This window comes from Pseudoalteromonas sp. 0303 (assembly GCF_013349995.1).
Lineage (GTDB): Bacteria > Pseudomonadota > Gammaproteobacteria > Enterobacterales > Alteromonadaceae > Pseudoalteromonas.
The window spans coordinates 1-220 of sequence record NZ_JABVXF010000213.1 but is presented as its reverse complement, the minus strand read 5'-3'; the positions used below and the strand labels follow the sequence as shown (position 1 = coordinate 220).

General features: G+C 52.7%; 1 pseudogene. It reads right to left on the bottom strand.

What is annotated here, in order from left to right:
- A pseudogene (locus HUS62_RS23760) lies at positions 1 to 220 on the bottom strand (RTX toxin); the annotation flags it as partial.

Here is a 220-nt window from a genome sequence, read left to right as displayed (position 1 = left end):
GCTTCGGCACTCCAGTTACCTAAAGCATCGGTAGTGACCGTCACGGTATGACTGGTGCCATTGGCATCTGTAAAGGTCACTGCAAGTGAGGTATTGGCTAAGTCTGAGGTACCAGTGACTGTCGGTGTATTGTCGTTGGTCAACGCTGGCGCATCGATGGTCATCGTTGGTGCCGTCACATCGATGGTGCCTGTTTCTGTATCGCTACCTTCGTTACCCG